The sequence below is a fragment of the Streptomyces sp. NPDC042102 genome (genome assembly GCF_055582305.1).
On sequence record NZ_JBVJDL010000001.1, the window covers coordinates 29663 to 43988 of the forward strand.

Consider the following 14326-nt stretch of genomic DNA (forward strand, 5'->3'; position numbering starts at 1 on the left):
CCGAAACCGCCCGGGGTACGGGCGGAGGCACGGGCAGGCGCCGTGGCGCCGGCCGCAGCGGCGGCCGCCGGGGACCGGCGCGCGGTCGTGCGCGACGCGCTCGGGGTCGGCGTGGCCGTCGGCCTGTCCGGGTTCGCCTTCGGGGTGACCGCCGCCGGGTCCGGGATCAGCGTGGTGCAGGCCTGCGTGCTCAGCCTGCTCGTCTTCACCGGTGCCTCGCAGTTCGCCCTCGTCGGCGCGCTCGCCGCCGGCGGCAACCCCTTCACGGCCGCCGCCGGAGCCTTCTTCCTCGGCACCCGCAACGCCTTCTACGGGCTGCGGCTGTCCCAGCTGCTCGCCCTGCCCCGCGCCGTACGTCCCTTCGCCGCGCACTGGGTGATCGACGAGACCGCCGCCGTGTCCCTGGCCCAGAAGGACCGCGGGTCCGCCCGCCTCGGCTTCGCCGTCACCGGACTGAGCCTGTACGTGCTGTGGAACCTCACCACCCTGCTCGGCGCGCTCGGCGCCGAGGCCATCGGCGACACGGCCGCCTGGGGCCTGGACGCCGCCGGTCCCGCGGTCTTCCTCGCCCTCCTCGCGCCCATGCTGCGCACCGCCACCGAGCGGGCCGTCGCCGTCCTCGCGCTGGTGCTCGGTCTCGGATTCCTGCCGCTGCTGCCCGCCGGGGTGCCGGTGCTGGTCGCCGCCCTCGCCGCCCCCGCCGTTCTGTTCCTGAAGGGACGCCGCCGCTCATGAACGTCTGGATCGCCATCGGCGTCACCGTCCTCGGCTGCTACGCCGTCAAGCTCGCCGGTCTGCTCGTCCCGGCGGGCGCCCTGGAGCGCCCCGCGGTGCGGCAGCTGGCCGCCCTGCTACCGGTGGCGCTGCTGGCCGCGCTCACCGCCCAGCAGACCTTCGCCACCGGCTCCGAGCTGGTCCTCGACGCCCGGGCCGCCGGGCTCGCGGCCGCCGGGCTCGCCCTGCTGCTGCGCGCCCCGTTCCTGGTCGTGGTCGCCGCCGCCGTCGTGGTCACCGCGGGCGTGCGGGCCCTGGGCGGCTGACGCCGGGCCGGTGGCCGTACGCGCGCAGCGTCAGCAGCGCCTCCAGGGTGGCGATCGGGCGTCGCTCCAGACAGCTGCCCGGCGCCCAGGCCCGCCGACGCACCGGCCAGCCGCCGTCCTCCTGCTGGTCGGCGACGAGGAAGTCCAGCGAGCGGGTGATCTCCTCGTCCGTGAACCAGCCGCGCGCAAGCGACTCGGGCCGGCGCGCGTAGTCGTACGCGAAGAGGTGCTCGCCCGGTGCGTAGCCGGGGGCCACCGGGTGCTGCGCCCGCAGGTCCGGGTCGAGCAGCACCAGGCCCCGCTCCCGCACCAGGCGGCCCAGCCGGTCCGCGGCGGCCGCCGCCCGGGACCGGTCCGGGGCGCCGTCCAGGAAGGCGACGGCGCTCTGGACCTCGTACGGATGGGTGTGGCGCAGCGTCTCCACCCGCTCCCAGCAGAAGTCGGTGGCCCGGAACAGCCACGCGTGCCACACCTGGTTGCGGTGCAGCAGTCCGACCACCGGGCCGGTGGTGAGCAGTGCGCCCGGCGGGTCGTCCGGGGCCGGGTGGTACGGCGCCGAGGGGTGGGCGCGCGGCGCCGGGAAGCACACCGGGAGCGCGCCGTCCACGGTGGAGACCCGGGTCAGGTGGCGGCACAGCCGCTCGATCCGCTGGCCCGCGCAGCGGCCCAGGCTGTCCAGCACCCGCAGCGCGTGGGCGGTGTGCAGCGGCTGGCTGAGCGGACCGCGCAGATCCGGGTCCAGGGCGTGGCCGTAGCCGCCGTCGTCGTTCAGGTACGGGCCCAGCGCCGCGTCGACCGGGTCGGGATCGCCGCCGAGGAAGTGGAACGCGAACCGCCGCTGCTCCAGCACCCGGGCCGTGAGCCAGATGAACTGCTCAGCGCGGGCCAGCATGGATGTCTCGTCTCCGGCCATGGCGAAACCGTAGGACCTCCGGCGGGCCGGGGAGGGGGTGAACGGGTCCGGTCCACTCCGACGGGGCGGGATACTGGGCGCATGCGGTTGACGATTTTCTGGGAGCGGATGGCGGAGCACTTCGGGGCCGGCTACGCCGACTCCTTCGCGCGGGACCACGTCATGGCCGAGCTCGGCGGGCGCACGGTGCTCCAGGCGCTCGACGCGGGCTGGGAGACCAAGGACGTGTGGCGCGCGGTGTGTTCGGCGATGAACGTGCCCGACACGCTGCGCTGAGGACGGGGCGGGGCAGCCGTACGGACGCGCCGTCGGCGGCGTAGGCGAAACTGGTGCGCGTGGCAGCCACCGATGAGACCGATCAGCCCGACCCGTCCCACCGGGCCCCCGGCACCCCGGACGCCGGCGGCGCGCCCGGCATGCCCGGGGCGCCCGGCGCGTCCGCGCCCGGCCGCCGGCCCGCTCCGGAGCCACGCGGACCCGTACCCGGCGCCCGCCGCCCGGTGCAGGAACCGGGCGGCGTACGCACCGGGCCGCCGACGGATACCGACGTGCACACCGGCAGCGACACGTACACCGACACGCACACCGGTACGGACGCCGGTACGGACGCCGGCACCGACGCGGATGCCGGGAGCGGACCGGAGCCCGCCGCGGGCGGTTCCGGCGGCCGCGCCACGGCCGGCCCGGTGGACCCCGGCGCGCGGATGCCGCGCTGGCTGCCGCGGGCCGTGCTGCTGGTCCTGGCCCTCTACGCCTGCTTCCAGCTCGGCAGCTGGGCCTTCCACCAGCTGATCGGCCTGCTCGTCAACATCCTCATCGCCTTCTTCCTGGCGCTGGCGATCGAGCCGGCCGTGGCCCGGATGGCGGCGCGCGGCATGCGCCGCGGACTCGCCACCTTCCTGGTCTTCTTCGGGGTGTTCGTCGCGGCCGTCGGCTTCGTCGTGCTGCTCGGCTCGATGCTCGCCGCCCAGATCATCGACATGATCGCGGACTTCCCGGGCTACCTCGACGACGTCATCGGCTCGATCAACTCCACCTTCCACACCGAACTGTCCCGCCTCGCGATCCAGGACAGCCTGCTGCACTCCGACTGGCTGCAGAAGTACGTACAGAACAGCGCCTCGGGCGTCCTGGACATCTCCACCACCGTTCTCGGCGGGCTCTTCAAGTTGCTGACGATCGGGCTGTTCGCGTTCTACTTCGCCGCCGACGGGCCGCGGCTGCGCCGCGCGCTGTGTTCCGTCCTGCCGCCCGCCAAGCAGGCCGAGGTGCTGCGGGCCTGGGAGATCGCGGTCGCCAAGACCGGCGGCTACCTCTACTCGCGCGGGCTGATGGCGCTGATCTCCGGCATCTCGCACTACATCCTGTTCGCGTTCCTGGACGTGTCCTACGCGCCCGCGCTCGCCGTGTGGGTGGGCCTGGTCTCCCAGTTCATCCCCACGATCGGCACCTACCTGGCGGGCGCGCTGCCCATGCTGATCGCGTTCACCGTGCACCCCTGGTACGCGCTGTACGTCCTCGGGTTCGTGGTGGTCTACCAGCAGTTCGAGAACTACGTGCTCCAGCCGAAGCTGACCGCGAAGACCGTGGACATCCACCCGGCGGTGGCCTTCGGATCGGTCATCGCGGGCACCGCCCTGCTGGGCGCGGTCGGGGCGCTCATCGCGATTCCCGCCGTGGCCACGCTCCAGGCCTTCCTCGGCGCGTACGTCAAGCGGTACGCGGTGGCGGACGAGCTTACGCCGGGCCGCCGGACGTCTCGTGCCCGTCGGCCGAGGCTGCCACGGCGGCCAGGACTTCGCTGACGGTCGCCTCGACACCGGCCTTGTCGACGCCGAGGCCGCTCAGCACGCCCTCGCCGTCCTCCAGTTCGAGGAGGGCGAGCAGGATGTGCTCGGTGCCGACGTAGTTGTGGCCCAGGCGCAGGGCCTCGCGGAAGGTGAGTTCCAGGGCCTTCTTGCCGCCGGCGTCGAACGGGATGAGGTCCGGGACCCCGTCGGCCGCCGGCGGCAGGACGGCGGTGACGGCCGCGCGCAGGGCCTCCGGCCCGACGCCCTGCGCGCCCAGCGCGAGCGCGGCGAGGCACTTCGGGTCGGCCGGCAGGCCGAGGGCGAGGTGCTCCGGGCGGATCTCGGTGTTGCCGGCCGCGCGGGCCTCGTTCTGGGCGGTGACGACGACGTTGCGGGCGCGGGGGGTGAAGCGGGAGAAGCCCTGGGCGGGGTCGAGGTCGGCGTCGGCCTTGGGGACGAAGCGCTTCTGGGCGGCCTGGCGGGTGACGCCCATGCTGCGGCCGATGTCGGTCCAGGAGGCGCCCGAGCGGCGGGCCTGGTCGACGAAGTGGCCGATGAGGTGGTCGGCGATGTCCCCGAGGGACTCGGCGACGACGACGGCGCCGCTGAGCTGCTCCAGGGTGTCGGTGTGGACGTTCTTGATGGCCTCGATGAGGTCGTCGAGGCGTACCGGATTGGCCATGCGAACGGGTTCCACGGAAGGGTTCGTCATGGTGCAACCGTAGGTTGACACCCAGAGGGTGTCAACCTTGGGTTGTCAGTCCGGTCCGGTCCGGTCCGGGGGCGGGGCCGGTGGGCCCTGGCGCGCCTGGGCGGCCGGCGTGGCCCCGCTGGCTAGCCTGCGGCCATGGACGACTGGGACGCCGACCTCGCCGGGCTCGGCCGGGAGGAGCTGGCCGCGGAGGTCCGGCGGCTGCGCGCGGGCATCCGTGCCCATCGCGACGCCTCCGGGCACGACCTGTGCTGGCACCACCCGGGGCTGTGGGGCCTGCTCCCCGAGCGGATCGAGCCGGACGTGGCCGTGCCGCCCTGGCCCCGCTTCCTGCGCGGCTGCGTCCGGTATCGCGAGTCCCTGGACGCCCAGCTCCCGCACGCGCCGGTGGACGACCGCGAGTACGGCCCGGACGTCTGAGCCCGAGCGGGTGCCGGAGACGGTGCCCGAGCCGGTGCCGGGCGGCGCGCTTGACACGGAATTCGAACATCCATTCTCATGGCTTGTCCACAGCCGAAACGGGCGCGGAGGCGCATTGTCAGTGGCAGGCGTTAGCGTCTTTGGCGTGAAGCGATCGACTCAAGCAAACCGGGTGGAACCCATGGCAGGCACCGACCGCGAGAAGGCGCTCGACGCCGCGCTCGCACAGATTGAACGACAATTCGGCAAGGGCGCCGTGATGCGCCTCGGCGACCGGCCGAACGAACCCATCGAGGTCATTCCCACCGGTTCGACCGCTCTGGACATCGCCCTCGGCGTCGGCGGTCTGCCGCGCGGCCGCGTGGTCGAGGTCTACGGGCCGGAGTCCTCCGGCAAGACGACCCTGACGCTGCACGCCGTGGCCAACGCGCAGAAGGCCGGCGGCACCGTCGCGTTCGTGGACGCCGAGCACGCGCTCGACCCCGAGTACGCCAAGGCCCTCGGCGTGGACACCGACAACCTCATCCTGTCCCAGCCGGACACCGGTGAGCAGGCCCTGGAGATCGTGGACATGCTCGTCCGCTCCGGCGCCCTCGACCTGATCGTCATCGACTCCGTCGCGGCGCTCGTCCCGCGCGCGGAGATCGAGGGCGAGATGGGCGACTCGCACGTGGGTCTGCAGGCCCGCCTGATGAGCCAGGCCCTGCGGAAGATCACCAGCGCGCTGAACCAGTCCAAGACCACCGCGATCTTCATCAACCAGCTCCGCGAGAAGATCGGTGTGATGTTCGGCTCGCCGGAGACCACGACCGGTGGCCGCGCGCTGAAGTTCTACGCCTCCGTGCGCCTGGACATCCGCCGTATCGAGACCCTGAAGGACGGCACCGACGCGGTCGGCAACCGCACTCGCGTCAAGGTCGTCAAGAACAAGGTCGCGCCCCCCTTCAAGCAGGCCGAGTTCGACATCCTCTACGGCCAGGGCATCAGCCGCGAGGGCGGCCTGATCGACATGGGCGTGGAGCACGGCTTCGTGCGCAAGGCCGGCGCCTGGTACACGTACGAGGGCGACCAGCTCGGCCAGGGCAAGGAGAACGCCCGCAACTTCCTGAAGGACAACCCCGACCTCGCCAACGAGATCGAGAGGAAGATCAAGGAGAAGCTGGGCGTGGGTGTCCGCAAGGCCCCCGACGCCGAGCCCGGCACGGACGCCGCGGCCGCACCCGCCGCGGACGCGACCGTGCCCGCCCCGGCCTCGAAGGCCAAGACCGCCAAGACCGCCACCGCCAAGAGCTGAACCGGTGGGGGAGCATGCCCGGGGAGAGGGCTCCGGTCCGTCGAGGGCCGGACAGGAGCCGCCTCCCCAGAGTCCCGAGGAGCAGGCGCGGGCGATCTGCCTGCGCCTGCTCACCGGGACACCGCGCACCCGGCGGCAGCTCGCGGACGCCCTGCACAAGCGGGGCATCCCCGAGGAGGTGGCGCAGGAGGTCCTCTCCCGGTTCGAGGAGGTGGGCCTGATCGACGACGCCGCGTTCGCCGGCGCCTGGGTCGAGTCCCGGCACCACGGCCGGGGCCTCGCCCGCCGGGCGCTCGCCCGCGAGCTGCGCACCAAGGGGGTGCACGCGTCGCTGGTCGACGAGGCGCTGGAGCGGCTCGATTCCGAGCAGGAGGAGGAGACCGCCCGCGAGCTCGTGGCGCGCAAGCTCCGCGCGACCCGGGGGCTGGAACGCGACAAGCGGATCCGGCGGCTCGCCGGGATGCTGGCCCGCAAGGGCTACCCGGAGGGCATGGCCCTGCGGGTGGTCCGGCGCGCGCTGGAGGAAGAGGGCGAGGACACCGAGGACCTGGGCTACGAGGCCTTCTGAGGCGAGGGCCACGCAGGCGGCGACGGCCGGGGCGGCCGCCGCCGCGCGCGGCCCGTTACGCGGGGACGACCGGGAGCCCGGCGGCCTTCCACGCCTGGAAGCCACCGACCAGGTCCGTGGCCCGGTGCAGACCCAGCTGGTGCAGGGAGACCGCCGCCAGGCTGGAGGCGTACCCCTCGTTGCAGACGAGCACCACCCGCAGGTCGTGCGAGGTCGCCTGCGCGGCCCGGTGGCTGCCCACCGGGTCCAGGCGCCACTCCAGTTCGTTGCGCTCGACCACCAGCGCGCCCGGGATCAGCCCGTCGCGCGTCCGCAGCGCCTGGTAGCGGATGTCCACCAGCAGGGCCCCGGCGCGCGCCGCCTCGTAGGCGGCGTCGGCCTCGATCCGGTCGTAGCTCCGCCGGACCCGCTCCAGCAGTTCGTCGATGCCCACCGGGGCCACCCGGTCCGCCGCGCTCACTGCCAGTCCTCCGGACGCTCGACGTGCTCCAGGGTGAGGACCGGGCCGCTGCGGCTGTAGCGGCGGATCAACGGCAGCGGCGGGTAGTAGGCGTGGACCGAGACGGCGTGCTCGTCCGGGGACTCGTTGAGCACCTCGTGGACGTGGTGCTCGCCGAACGCCCGCCCGGTGCCCGGGCCCAGGCCCCGGGACCGGTCGTGGCCGGGGGCCAGGCTCAGGCTCTGCCAGCCCTCGGAGGGCAGCCGGACCGCGAGCGAGTGCTCGGTCAGCCTGCCCCGGGCGGTGGCGAACGCCCCGCGCGACTCGGCGTGGTCGTGCCAGCCGGTGCCGGTGCCCGGCGGCCAGCCGATCAGCCAGGCCTCGCTGCCGCCGGGACCGTCGAGCCGGATCCAGGTCCGGCCCTCGGGGTCGAGCGGGAGCGAGTCGATCAGCTCGGTGTCGGCGGCGGTGCGCAGGGCGAAGGCGAGGAGCTCGGCGGCGGCGGGGCCGCCGGTGGTGTGCGGGCGTGCCGGGGCGGCGGCCTGCGGGAATGCGGACATGGGGTGTGACCGTCCTGTGGGTTCGCGAACGAGCGCGCCGACGGGCGCGCGGGGAAGGGCGAATCAGCAGGAAGGGCGACAGACGCAGCCCGCGTAGCGGAGGAGGTCCATGTGGACCCTCCGCCACAGGCGAACGTCGGTGCCGGTCATGTCCGCGAGTGAACCATGAGTGCCCTTGACGGTCAATCGATCACTGCTGGGGCGTGGCGGACGCCTCGGCCACCGGCGCGGGAACCACGGCCGCCGCCGGAGCCGCGCTCGATGCCGGTGCCGCGGCCGATGCCGGAGCCGCCGACAGGGCAATGGCCGTGCCCGCCGCACCCGCCGTGCGACCGGCGGCCGGGCGCCGGCCCTGTTCCGTCTCCTCCGGCGCGCCCGCCCGGACCGCGTCCGCCGCCTCGTACAGCTCGGCCGGCCGCACCCCGGCGAAGGTCGCCGCCAGGTGCCCGTCGGGCCGCACCAGCAGCACGGTGTGCGCCGGAGCCCCCGGGTAGGCGTCGGCCACCAGCAGTTCCGCGCGCATCGGCAGCGCGCTCACCGCGGCCGCCAGCCGCGGCATCAGCCCGGCCTTGACCCAGTGCCGCCGGTCCCACACCCCGGTGCCCGGGGCCACCAGCACCACCAGCAGCCGGCCCCGGCCCAGCAGGTCGCGCAGCGGCACGGTCGCGCCGTCCGGCGCGGTCACCGGTACGTTCTCCACCGGACCGCCCGGTTCCGTGGCGGTCGGCACCTCCCGTACGGCCATCGGAGGGGCGTACACCGGGGGCGCGCCCAGCGGGCCGCGCCCCACGTGGCCGTCGGTCAGCAGCAGTTCGGTCGAGCGGGCCGAACCCAGCAGGGTGCGCAGCCCGCCCCCGCCGCGCAGCACGGCCATCGCCTGGTCGGCGGCCCGCAGCCGGGCGGCGACGGCGGTGCGCCGCTCGGCCTCGTAACTGTCCAGCAGTTCCTCGGAGGCCCCGTGGTGCCAGGCCTGGGCCAGCTTCCACGCCAGGTTCTCGGCGTCCCGCAGCCCCTCCTCGACGCCCTGGGTGCCCAGCGCGCCCAGCAGGTGGGCCGCGTCCCCGGCGAGGAAGACCCGCCGGTCGCGCCAGCGCCGGGCGAGCCGGTGGTGCAGGGTGTACACCCCGGTGTCGATCAGGTCGTAGCGGGGCGTGTTGCCGTCGCACCAGCCGCCCAGGGTGTCGCGTACGAGCGTCACCAGTGCGTCCGGGGTCACCAGTTCGCCGCGCGGTTCCAGCAGCCAGTCCAGCCGCCAGACCCCGTCGGCCAGCGGCCGCGCGGTCACCTCCTGCGGGCCGGCCGTCTTGTGCGCCGGCGGGCTGCGGTGCAGCAGGGCCTCGCCGGGCCAGGGCAGTTCGGTGCGCAGCGCGGCGACTGCGTGCCGCTCGACGGCGGTCCGGCCGGGGAAGCGGATCCCCAGCAGCTTGCGGACGGTGGAGCGGGCGCCGTCGCAGCCGACCAGGTGGCTCCCGCGCCACCAGGTGGCTTTCGCACCTGCGGTGCGGGCGGTGACGCCGCGGCCCTCCTGTTCCACGGAGTCGAGCCTGCTGTCGGTGACCAGCTGGACCATGGGGTGCGCGGCCGCGGTGTCGCGCAGCGCCCGGGCGAGGGCGTGCTGCGGCACGTGCAGGGGTGCCGGCAGGTCCTCGAAGGTGATCCGCCGGGTCTCCTGGCGGCGGCGCATCGTGCGCCAGGCGGCGTAGTACGCGCCCTCGTCGCGCAGGGTCCGGCAGCCCAGCCGGTGGACCATGGCGGCGGTGTCCGCGTGCAGGACGACCGTACGGGCGGGACGCGGCTCGTCCTTGCCCGGGCCCTCGTCGAGGACGACGCAGGGCACTGCCTGGCCGGCCAGGGCGAGCGCCAGGGACAGCCCGACGGGCCCCGCACCCACGACGATCACCGGGTCCATGCGGCGGCTCCCGATGTCCGGTATGTGATCACAGAACGTATGCAACCCACTGTAACTGCACGCGTCAAGTGACAGTGACGTACGACGGACATGTCGGAGCCCGTGTGCCGCGGCGGAATACTACCGCCGCAGCACACGGGCTCCGTAAGAAGACTGACTCAGGATCAGCTGGTGCCGCCGCCGTCGCCGCCCCCGCCGTCGCCGGCACCTCCGTCGATGCCCGCCGTGACCGGCGCGCCCGAGAGCTCCCCGGTCCGCTGCTCGGGCAGGACCGTCCGGCCCTTCTTCGAGCGCCGCAGCCGCCGCTCCAGCCAGGAAGCGAGGGAGGTGAGCGCGAAGTTGAGCACCACGTAGATCAGGGCCACCACGAACAGGGTCGGGATGACGTTGCTGTAGTTGGCCGAGATCTGCCGGATCGACGTCATCAGCTCGGCGAAGCCGAGCAGGGCGCCGGCCAGCGCGGTGTCCTTGAGGATGACCACGAGCTGGCTGACCAGGGCCGGCAGCATGGCCGTGATCGCCTGCGGCAGCAGGATGGTGGCCATGGTCTGGCCCTTGCGCAGACCCAGCGCCCGGGCCGCCTCGGCCTGGCCGCGCGGCAGCGACAGGACGCCCGCCCGGACGATCTCGGCGATCACCGCGGCGTTGTAGAGCACGAGACCGGTGACGCACGCGTACAGCGGGCGGATCTCGGAGTCGACGCCGGACTGCACGTACAGCGCGGAGGCGAAGACCATCAGGATCAGCACCGGAATGGCCCGGAAGAACTCGACGATCACTCCGACGGGAACCCGCACGTAGGCGTGGTCGGAGAGCCGGCCCAGGCCCAGCAGGGCGCCGAGCGGCAGGCCGATCACCATGGCGAGGACGGCGGCCTGGAGGGTCTGGAGCAGACCGGGGATCAGGTACGTGGACCAGATCTGTCCGTCGTTGACGAACGGGGTCCACTTGTCGGCTTCCAGCTGGTTCTGGTCGGCCAGCGCGGACAGCACCCACCAGCAGGCCAGGGCCATCAGCACCAGGAAGCCGGCGGTGTAGACGAGGTTGCGCACCTTGGCCTTGGGGCCCGGGGTGTCGTACAGCACGGAGCTCATCGCTTCACCGCCACTCGCTTGGCCACCCAGCCCAGCAGCAGACCGGTCGGCAGGGTCAGCAGGACGAAGCCGAGGGCGATGACCCCGAAGACGGCGAAGAGCGCGTCCGCTTCGTTCTCGATCATTTCCTTCATCAGCAGTGAGGCCTCGGCCACTCCGATGGCCGCCGCCACCGTGGTGTTCTTGGTGAGGGCGATCAGTACGTTGGCCAGCGGCGCGATCACCGCGCGGAAGGCCTGGGGGAGCACGATCAGCGTGAGCACCTGGAAGAAGCTCAGGCCCAGGGCCCGGGCCGCCTCGGCCTGGCCGACGGGAACGGTGTTGATGCCCGAGCGCAGGGCCTCGCAGACGAAGGTGCCGGTGTAAGCGACCAGGCCCAGCACCGCGAGCCGGAAGCCGATCTCCTTGAAGTTCTCACCGCCGAGCGAGATGCGCAGGGTCTGGTTCAGGCCCAGCGAGCAGGCGATGATCAGCACGGTCAGCGGGATGTTGCGGACGACGTTGACGTACGCCGCGCCGAAGCCCCGCATCAGCGGGACGGGGCTGACCCGCATACCGGCGAGCACGGTTCCCCATATGAGGGAGCCGACGGCCGAGTAGAGGGTGAGCTGAACCGTCACCCAGAAGGCACCGAGCAGGTCGTACTGCCCGGAGTCGAGAAAATCAAACACGATGCCCTGCGCTCTCCCCAGGATGGTCGGTGGCGCGCGCCGCCGCCCGTGGCAGGCGGGCGGCGACGCGCACCACCGTGGACTCAGCTGCCTTCGGTGATCTGCGGGGCAGGCTCGTTCTTGTAGTTGGCCGGGCCGAAGTTCTTCTTCACGAACTGCTCCCAGGAGCCGTCCGAGACCATCTTCCTGAGCGCGGTGTTGATCTTGGTCTGAAGGTCCTTGTCACCCTTCTTCAGACCGATGCCGTAGTTCTCGTTGCTCAGGCTCAGGCCGACCAGCTTGAACTTGCCGACGTTCTTCTCCTGCGCGGCGTAGCCGGCGAGGATCGAGTTGTCCGTGGTCAGGGCGTCGACGGACTTGCTCTCCAGGCCGGTCAGGCACTCGGAGTAGCCGCCCTGCTCCAGCAGGTCCGCCTCGGGGGCCAGCTTGGTCTTGACGTTCTGCGCGGAGGTGGAGCCGGTGACCGAGCAGAGCTTCTTCTTGTTGAGGTCCTCGGCCTTGGTGATCGAGGTCTCGTCGGCGCGGACCAGCAGGTCCTGGTGCGCGAGGAAGTACGGGCCGGCGAAGTCGACCTTCTCCTTGCGCTTGTCGTTGATCGAGTAGCTGGCGACCACGAACTTGACGTCACCGTTGGAGATCAGGTTCTCGCGCTCGGCGCTGACGGCCTGCTTGAACTCGATCTGGTCGGCGCCGTAGCCGAGCTCCTTGGCCACGTACGTCGCCACGTCCACGTCGAACCCGGTGAACTTGCCGTCCGGGGTCTTCAGGCCCAGTCCCGGCTGGTCGAACTTGATGCCGACGACGATCTTGTCCTTCTTGGCGTCACCGCCACCGTTGCCGCTGTCGCTGGTCTTGCCGCTGCCGCCCGCGCACGCGGTCGCGGTCAGCGCCAGGGTGACGGCCGCGGCCGCGGCCGCACCGGCCTTGAAGAGCTTCATGGTGAACTTCCCTCGGATGAGACGTTGTTGTACGACGAGCGACGAGCGCGGCGGGCCGCAAGGGCGTCCCCCGATTGCTCCGTCGAGCGGATCACTACCAGACGGGAAACGTCAGTGGTGCAGGATCTTCGAAAGGAAGTCCTTGGCGCGGTCACTGCGCGGGTTGCTGAAGAACTGTTCGGGCGTGGCCTCTTCGACGATCCGGCCGTCCGCCATGAACACGACCCGGTTGGCCGCGGACCGGGCGAAGCCCATCTCGTGCGTGACGACGACCATCGTCATGCCCTCCCCGGCGAGCTGCTGCATGACCTCCAGCACCTCGTTGATCATCTCCGGGTCGAGAGCCGAGGTCGGCTCGTCGAACAGCATCACCTTCGGCTCCATGGCCAGCGCGCGGGCGATCGCCACACGCTGCTGCTGGCCGCCGGAGAGCTGCGCCGGGTACTTGTCGGCCTGGGTGCCGACGCCCACCCGGTCCAGCAGGGCGCGCGCCTTGGTCTCGGCCGCCGCCTTGTCGGTCTTGCGGACCTTGACCTGGCCCAGCACCACGTTCTCCAGCACCGTCTTGTGCGCGAAGAGGTTGAACGACTGGAAGACCATGCCGACGTCGGCGCGGAGCTTCGCCAGCTCCTTGCCCTCCGACGGCAGCTTCCTGCCGTCGAGGGTGATGGTCCCCGAATCGATCGTCTCCAGCCGGTTGATCGTCCGGCACAGCGTCGACTTGCCCGATCCCGAAGGACCGATCACCACGACGACCTCACCGCGGGCAATGCTCAGATCGATGTCCTGAAGCACGTGCAGCGCGCCGAAGTGCTTGTTGACGTTGCTCAGTACGACCAGGCCGTCCGCGGCCACGGCCGCGTCCTGTCCACCCTTGGTCACTGATACTCCGCTCATCGGCTTCTTGCTCCGTCCTCCTCGGTTGGGAGGACAGTAGTGAGAGCCCGCGCACACCGTCATCACATCTGAGCGAGAATTGAGGATAACGATCCGGCCTCGCCCGGACACGCTCCGTACGCGCGCGCGGGTGTACGCGTACCGGGTGGATAACGGAAGACGCGCCTGACCGGAACCCCCTTGACGTGGGACTCTTCATCGGCGTGGATGCATGGTGGCCACGAACGTGACGCATGCGAGACATATGCACGACACATCGACCGCGCGGTACTCCGCGCGGCCGGCGGCGCGACCAGCCGCCATACCGACGGCGCGGCCCACCGCGCGGCACACCGGTCCGGAAGGGGGACGTATGAGACTGCTGCTCGTCGAGGACGACGACCACGTCGCCGCGGCCCTGTCCGCGATCCTGGCCCGCCACGGCTTCCAGGTCACCCACGCCCGCAACGGCGAGGAGGCCCTGCAGGCGCTGCTGCCGGCCGGCGCCCAGGCCGCCGTCGCCCCCTTCGGCGTGATCCTGCTCGACCTCGGCCTGCCCGACCAGGACGGCTACGAGGTCTGCGGCAAGATCCGCAAGCGCACCTCGACGCCGGTCATCATGGTCACCGCGCGGGCCGACGTACGCTCGCGGATCCACGGCCTCAACCTCGGTGCCGACGACTACGTGGTCAAGCCGTACGACACCGGCGAACTGCTCGCCCGGATCCACGCCGTCGCCCGCCGCACCGGAGCCCCCGACGAGGCCTCCGCGGCCGCGCCCGGCAACGGCGGGTCGCCGGCCGTGGTCCGGCTGGGCCCCGTCAGCATCGAGCTGTCCACCCGGCGCGTCAGCGTCGGAGGCGCCGACGTACCGCTCACCCGCAAGGAGTTCGACCTGCTCGCGCTCCTCGCGCAGCGCCCCGGCGTCGTCTTCCGGCGCGAGCAGATCATCAGCGAGGTCTGGCGCACCAGCTGGGAGGGCACCGGCCGCACCCTGGAGGTGCACGTCGCCAGCCTGCGCTCCAAGCTGCGCATGCCCGCGCTGATCGAGACCGTCCGCGGGGTGGGCTACCGGCTCGTCACCCCGCCCGCCCCGTAGGCG

General features: G+C 72.4%; 18 protein-coding genes. 8 read left to right on the top strand and 10 right to left on the bottom strand.

Going from position 1 to position 14326, the window contains the following annotated elements:
- The first annotated feature begins 42 nt into the window (after window positions 1–42).
- Both ACZ6KO_RS00100 and ACZ6KO_RS00105 read left to right on the top strand, forming a co-directional pair.
- Window positions 43–735 carry an AzlC family ABC transporter permease gene (locus ACZ6KO_RS00100; protein WP_469301408.1) on the top strand — a complete coding sequence of 231 codons (693 nt, stop codon included), beginning with the start codon at window positions 43–45 and terminating at the stop codon, window positions 733–735.
- Entirely contained in the window at window positions 732–1040 is a 309-nt protein-coding gene (locus tag ACZ6KO_RS00105; RefSeq protein WP_469298027.1) for an AzlD domain-containing protein, read from the top strand. Before ACZ6KO_RS00100 ends, ACZ6KO_RS00105 begins: the two co-directional genes overlap by 4 nt.
- Here ACZ6KO_RS00105 and ACZ6KO_RS00110 read toward each other — a convergent pair.
- Window positions 1009–1953, bottom strand: a complete 945-nt coding sequence (locus ACZ6KO_RS00110) for a hypothetical protein (RefSeq protein ID WP_469298030.1) — start codon at window positions 1951–1953, stop codon at window positions 1009–1011. The two genes, ACZ6KO_RS00105 and ACZ6KO_RS00110, sit on opposite strands and share 32 nt — an antisense overlap.
- A gap of 81 nt (window positions 1954–2034) precedes the next feature.
- On the opposite strand from ACZ6KO_RS00110, the gene ACZ6KO_RS00115 reads away from it, so the two are divergent.
- The gene (locus ACZ6KO_RS00115; protein WP_469298034.1) at window positions 2035–2229 is read left to right on the top strand and encodes a DUF3046 domain-containing protein; all 195 of its coding nucleotides are present in this window, start codon (window positions 2035–2037) and stop codon (window positions 2227–2229) included.
- Window positions 2230–2657: 428 nt separating this feature from the next.
- Entirely contained in the window at window positions 2658–3758 is a 1101-nt protein-coding gene (locus ACZ6KO_RS00120) for an AI-2E family transporter (RefSeq protein WP_469301410.1), read from the top strand.
- On the opposite strand, the gene ACZ6KO_RS00125 is transcribed toward ACZ6KO_RS00120, so the two are convergent.
- Window positions 3691–4455: a Clp protease N-terminal domain-containing protein gene (locus ACZ6KO_RS00125; protein WP_469298037.1), complete on the bottom strand. Its 765-nt coding sequence runs from the start codon at window positions 4453–4455 to the stop codon at window positions 3691–3693. The genes ACZ6KO_RS00120 and ACZ6KO_RS00125 overlap by 68 nt on opposite strands.
- A gap of 135 nt (window positions 4456–4590) precedes the next feature.
- Between ACZ6KO_RS00125 and ACZ6KO_RS00130 the strand changes: the two genes are divergently transcribed.
- The 3 genes from ACZ6KO_RS00130 (at window position 4591) to recX (ending at window position 6737) form a co-directional block, all read left to right on the top strand.
- Window positions 4591–4875, top strand: a complete 285-nt coding sequence (locus ACZ6KO_RS00130; RefSeq protein ID WP_469298040.1) for a hypothetical protein — start codon at window positions 4591–4593, stop codon at window positions 4873–4875.
- Window positions 4876–5056: 181 nt separating this feature from the next.
- Complete coding sequence (gene recA / locus ACZ6KO_RS00135; RefSeq protein ID WP_469298042.1) at window positions 5057–6169, top strand: recombinase RecA; 1113 nt, start codon at window positions 5057–5059, stop codon at window positions 6167–6169.
- A 4-nt stretch (window positions 6170–6173) separates the two neighbouring features.
- Complete coding sequence (recX, locus tag ACZ6KO_RS00140; protein WP_469298046.1) at window positions 6174–6737, top strand: recombination regulator RecX; 564 nt, start codon at window positions 6174–6176, stop codon at window positions 6735–6737.
- A 55-nt stretch (window positions 6738–6792) separates the two neighbouring features.
- Here recX and ACZ6KO_RS00145 read toward each other — a convergent pair whose 3' ends face one another.
- From ACZ6KO_RS00145 to ACZ6KO_RS00180, 8 genes are all read right to left on the bottom strand, one after another.
- On the bottom strand, window positions 6793–7197 hold the full coding sequence (locus ACZ6KO_RS00145; protein WP_469298049.1) for a rhodanese-like domain-containing protein: 405 nt from the start codon (window positions 7195–7197) through the stop codon (window positions 6793–6795).
- Window positions 7194–7736: a cupin domain-containing protein gene (locus ACZ6KO_RS00150; protein WP_469298053.1), complete on the bottom strand. Its 543-nt coding sequence runs from the start codon at window positions 7734–7736 to the stop codon at window positions 7194–7196. Before ACZ6KO_RS00150 ends, ACZ6KO_RS00145 begins: the two co-directional genes overlap by 4 nt.
- Window positions 7737–7799: 63 nt before the next feature.
- Window positions 7800–7886 (bottom strand): putative leader peptide, encoded by an 87-nt coding sequence (locus tag ACZ6KO_RS00155; protein ID WP_338116662.1) that lies wholly within the window; start codon window positions 7884–7886, stop codon window positions 7800–7802.
- A gap of 40 nt (window positions 7887–7926) precedes the next feature.
- Complete coding sequence (locus tag ACZ6KO_RS00160) at window positions 7927–9645, bottom strand: FAD-dependent monooxygenase (protein WP_469298058.1); 1719 nt, start codon at window positions 9643–9645, stop codon at window positions 7927–7929.
- A 164-nt stretch (window positions 9646–9809) separates the two neighbouring features.
- A complete protein-coding gene (locus ACZ6KO_RS00165) occupies window positions 9810–10739 on the bottom strand; it encodes an amino acid ABC transporter permease (protein ID WP_469298060.1) in 930 nt (309 codons plus the stop codon).
- Entirely contained in the window at window positions 10736–11410 is a 675-nt protein-coding gene (locus ACZ6KO_RS00170; protein WP_469298062.1) for an amino acid ABC transporter permease, read from the bottom strand. Before ACZ6KO_RS00170 ends, ACZ6KO_RS00165 begins: the two co-directional genes overlap by 4 nt.
- A gap of 83 nt (window positions 11411–11493) precedes the next feature.
- Window positions 11494–12348 carry a glutamate ABC transporter substrate-binding protein gene (locus ACZ6KO_RS00175; RefSeq protein ID WP_469298066.1) on the bottom strand — a complete coding sequence of 285 codons (855 nt, stop codon included), beginning with the start codon at window positions 12346–12348 and terminating at the stop codon, window positions 11494–11496.
- 111 nt (window positions 12349–12459) lie between these two features.
- Window positions 12460–13245: an amino acid ABC transporter ATP-binding protein gene (locus ACZ6KO_RS00180; protein ID WP_469298069.1), complete on the bottom strand. Its 786-nt coding sequence runs from the start codon at window positions 13243–13245 to the stop codon at window positions 12460–12462.
- A gap of 352 nt (window positions 13246–13597) precedes the next feature.
- Here ACZ6KO_RS00180 and ACZ6KO_RS00185 point away from each other — a divergent pair, with 352 nt between their 5' ends.
- Window positions 13598–14323, top strand: coding sequence for a response regulator transcription factor (locus tag ACZ6KO_RS00185; RefSeq protein WP_469298071.1), 726 nt, complete (start codon window positions 13598–13600; stop codon window positions 14321–14323).
- Window positions 14324–14326 lie beyond the last annotated feature (3 nt).

Bases quoted from the DNA above. Each gene is read 5' to 3' on its own strand.
- ACZ6KO_RS00165 (WP_469298060.1), bottom strand. From the start codon at position 10,739: ATGAGCTCCGTGCTGTACGACACCCCGGGCCCCAAGGCCAAGGTGCGC.
- ACZ6KO_RS00125 (WP_469298037.1), bottom strand. From the start codon at position 4,455: ATGACGAACCCTTCCGTGGAACCCGTTCGCATGGCCAATCCGGTACGC.
- ACZ6KO_RS00160 (WP_469298058.1), bottom strand. From the start codon at position 9,645: ATGGACCCGGTGATCGTCGTGGGTGCGGGGCCCGTCGGGCTGTCCCTG.
- ACZ6KO_RS00110 (WP_469298030.1), bottom strand. From the start codon at position 1,953: ATGGCCGGAGACGAGACATCCATGCTGGCCCGCGCTGAGCAGTTCATC.
- ACZ6KO_RS00185 (WP_469298071.1), top strand. From the start codon at position 13,598: ATGAGACTGCTGCTCGTCGAGGACGACGACCACGTCGCCGCGGCCCTG.
- ACZ6KO_RS00120 (WP_469301410.1), top strand. From the start codon at position 2,658: ATGCCGCGCTGGCTGCCGCGGGCCGTGCTGCTGGTCCTGGCCCTCTAC.
- ACZ6KO_RS00115 (WP_469298034.1), top strand. From the start codon at position 2,035: ATGCGGTTGACGATTTTCTGGGAGCGGATGGCGGAGCACTTCGGGGCC.
- ACZ6KO_RS00150 (WP_469298053.1), bottom strand. From the start codon at position 7,736: ATGTCCGCATTCCCGCAGGCCGCCGCCCCGGCACGCCCGCACACCACC.
- ACZ6KO_RS00155 (WP_338116662.1), bottom strand. From the start codon at position 7,886: ATGACCGGCACCGACGTTCGCCTGTGGCGGAGGGTCCACATGGACCTC.
- ACZ6KO_RS00105 (WP_469298027.1), top strand. From the start codon at position 732: ATGAACGTCTGGATCGCCATCGGCGTCACCGTCCTCGGCTGCTACGCC.
- ACZ6KO_RS00130 (WP_469298040.1), top strand. From the start codon at position 4,591: ATGGACGACTGGGACGCCGACCTCGCCGGGCTCGGCCGGGAGGAGCTG.
- recA (WP_469298042.1), top strand. From the start codon at position 5,057: ATGGCAGGCACCGACCGCGAGAAGGCGCTCGACGCCGCGCTCGCACAG.
- ACZ6KO_RS00175 (WP_469298066.1), bottom strand. From the start codon at position 12,348: ATGAAGCTCTTCAAGGCCGGTGCGGCCGCGGCCGCGGCCGTCACCCTG.
- ACZ6KO_RS00180 (WP_469298069.1), bottom strand. From the start codon at position 13,245: ATGAGCGGAGTATCAGTGACCAAGGGTGGACAGGACGCGGCCGTGGCC.